Consider the following 2,683-nt stretch of genomic DNA (forward strand, 5'->3'; position numbering starts at 1 on the left):
CAAAGCCATGCAAAATCATGATGTAAGCGCGCTGCTCGCCACCCACAGACAAGATATGTAATTTATTCATCAACACTACCTAAACTTATTTAAGCTATACCTATTTGAATTACTTTGGATTTCGTTATGACCTCTCCTACATTGCAGCAAAACAAACCTGCTGCTATTGATATTCCAAGCAAGCCGCAACGTATTAAACTTACGCAAGATATCGATTTTTTTGCGTTATTTAAACGTATTGAGCATGTTTTTGATACCTGTTATTTACTCGAATCCTTGGGCGAAGACAGCCATATGTCACGTCATCATGCGATTGGTTTCGATCCGGTGATGACCATTGCTGCTATTGACCGTACAACGCTTGCGATTACCGATAATAAAACCACTGAAACCAAACATTATCAGACGGAAAATCCTTATCAGCTGCTACGTACTATTACTCCGCAGCATGTCATCGCCCGTGAGCAAAGCGGCGGCTTGGTTGGCTACTTGGGTTATGACAGTGTCAATTTTTTCGAGCCAAGCGTGAATGCTAAGCCTAGCGATGATTTTGAGCCGTTTAAATTTGGTGTATATCTAGATGGCTTGACGCTCGATAAGATGACCGGTGAGATATTCTATTTTTATTACCCAACCGCTCAGCAAGACAATCGTATCGAGCAAATCAAAGCCTTACTTGATGTGCCCATCCCAAGCTATAAGCCGCCTACCGTAGAGTTTTTAGGTGATGGCATGAGTCAAGAAGAGCATGCTAAAGTCGTTATGCAAGTCAAAGAAGACATCATCTCTGGGCGTATCTTTCAGTGCGAAGTAGGCTTTAAGTCCAAATATCGTATCGCTGGCGATAAGATGCCGATTTATGAAAAACTGCGGGCGGTCAATCCATCACCGCATATGTATTTTATGAAATTTGCTCAGCAATGCATTATCGGTGCCTCACCTGAATTGTTATTTCGCTTGCGTCAGGGCGAGATGGAAACTTATCCACTCGCAGGTACAGCCAAGCGCGGCGTTGATGTTGCCGAAGACCGCAAACTTGCGCGCGCCCTACTCAATGATGCAAAAGAGATTGCCGAGCACAATATGTTAGTCGATTTGCATCGCAATGATATCGGACGCGTCGCACAATTTGGTACCGTAAAAGTGCGTAATTTGATGGATATCAAACGCTTTTCTCATGTGCAGCATATATCTTCTGAAATCGTCGGTATTTTGCATCCTGATGAAGATATGTTTAGCGCCCTTGCCAGCAACTTCCCTGCGGGCACCTTGTCAGGCGCACCAAAGGTCGAAGCAATCAAAGTTATTAATGAGCTAGAACCAGATGGTCGCGGTGCTTATGGCGGTGCGCTTGGCTCATTTAACTTTAACGGTGATTGTATCTTTGCCATTCCTATTCGTAGCCTATTTATTAATGGCGAATCTGCCTATGCGCAAACTTGTGGCGGCAATGTTTACGACTCCAATCCTGCTGATGAATACTTAGAGATTCAGCGTAAGCTTTCTGCGATGAAAGTCGTCTTAGACAGTTTTACGAACCCGTAAATTGACTATATTTTACCCAAGAGTTTATGACTTATGAATGTTTTAATTATCGACAATTACGATTCCTTCACCTTTAATCTTTACCAATATATTGGTGAGATTTTGCAGACGCTGGACAGTGATAAACAAGCAAATGTCATCGTCAAGCGCAATAATGAAATTACCTTAGCAGATGTACAAGCGATGAATCTTGACCGTATTATTATCTCACCCGGTCCAGGGTCACCTGATGATCCCGCCTATTTTGGCATTTGTGCTGAAGTGATTGAAGTGATGGGAAAAACGACGCCGCTATTGGGCGTTTGCTTAGGTATGCAGGGCATTGCTCATGTATTTGGCGGTGACGTAATACGCGCCAGTGTGCCGATGCATGGTAAGGTTTCAGCCATTCGTCATGATGGTGCGGGCGTTTATCACGATTTACCGCAGGAGTTAGAAATCATGCGCTATCATTCTTTGATGGTACAAGCAGACACGCTACCTGATTGTTTAACCGTCACTGCTGTCGTCTCCAATGATGAACATAAGGATTTCGATTTGACTGAATCGGCGCTGGCTGGTGATGAGATAATGGGTATTCAGCACAAAGACTATCCCATTCAAGGCGTGCAGTTTCACCCAGAGTCATTTGCGACCGAAGGTGCCAAGCGTTTATTGACGAATTTTTTACTACAAGCGTAATAAGATAGCTTTAAACAAAAAATCCCAGATAAAAAAGACTGACTTAATAGCAAGCCAGTCTTTTTTTAACTGTCAATATGATGTATTTTCTAACTTTCGATACGCTGCAAAAATGCTTGTGTACGTGGATGCGTCGACAGCTCAAACATCTGCTCAGCACTGCCCTCTTCAACGATCTTACCATCTTCAATCAAAACCACATGATCAGCGACATCGCGGGCAAAATTTATTTCATGAGTAACAACAACCATCGTCCAACCTTCTGATGCCAGCTGTTTCATGGTTTCAAGCACATCTTGTACCAGCTCAGGATCAAGTGCCGAGGTTGGATCATCGAATAGTAGTAACGAAGGCTCAATCGCCAATGCACGAGCAATACCAATGCGCTGCTGTTGACCGCCTGATAGCTGAAAAGGATATAAATCTGCCTTATCAGACAAACCTACTTTCTGAAGTT

At 43.3% G+C, this 2,683-nt stretch carries 3 protein-coding genes; 2 read left to right on the top strand and 1 reads right to left on the bottom strand.

Features of this window, described 5'->3' with window-relative positions; genetic code table 11:
- Positions 1-126 precede the first annotated feature (126 nt).
- Together VLN09_RS12250 and VLN09_RS12255 are read left to right on the top strand one after the other, a co-directional pair.
- Positions 127-1,545: an anthranilate synthase component I family protein gene (locus VLN09_RS12250; protein WP_325246910.1), complete on the top strand. Its 1,419-nt coding sequence runs from the start codon at positions 127-129 to the stop codon at positions 1,543-1,545.
- Between the two features lie 33 nt (positions 1,546-1,578).
- The gene (locus VLN09_RS12255) at positions 1,579-2,226 is read left to right on the top strand and encodes an aminodeoxychorismate/anthranilate synthase component II (protein WP_325246912.1); all 648 of its coding nucleotides are present in this window, start codon (positions 1,579-1,581) and stop codon (positions 2,224-2,226) included.
- A gap of 89 nt (positions 2,227-2,315) precedes the next feature.
- On the opposite strand, the gene VLN09_RS12260 is transcribed toward VLN09_RS12255, so the two are convergent.
- Positions 2,316-2,683 (bottom strand): ATP-binding cassette domain-containing protein (locus VLN09_RS12260; RefSeq protein ID WP_325246914.1); only part of this gene is annotated, 368 nt, incomplete at its 5' end.

It is taken from the genome of Psychrobacter sp., from assembly GCF_035469765.1.
Taxonomy (GTDB): Bacteria; Pseudomonadota; Gammaproteobacteria; order Pseudomonadales; family Moraxellaceae; genus Psychrobacter.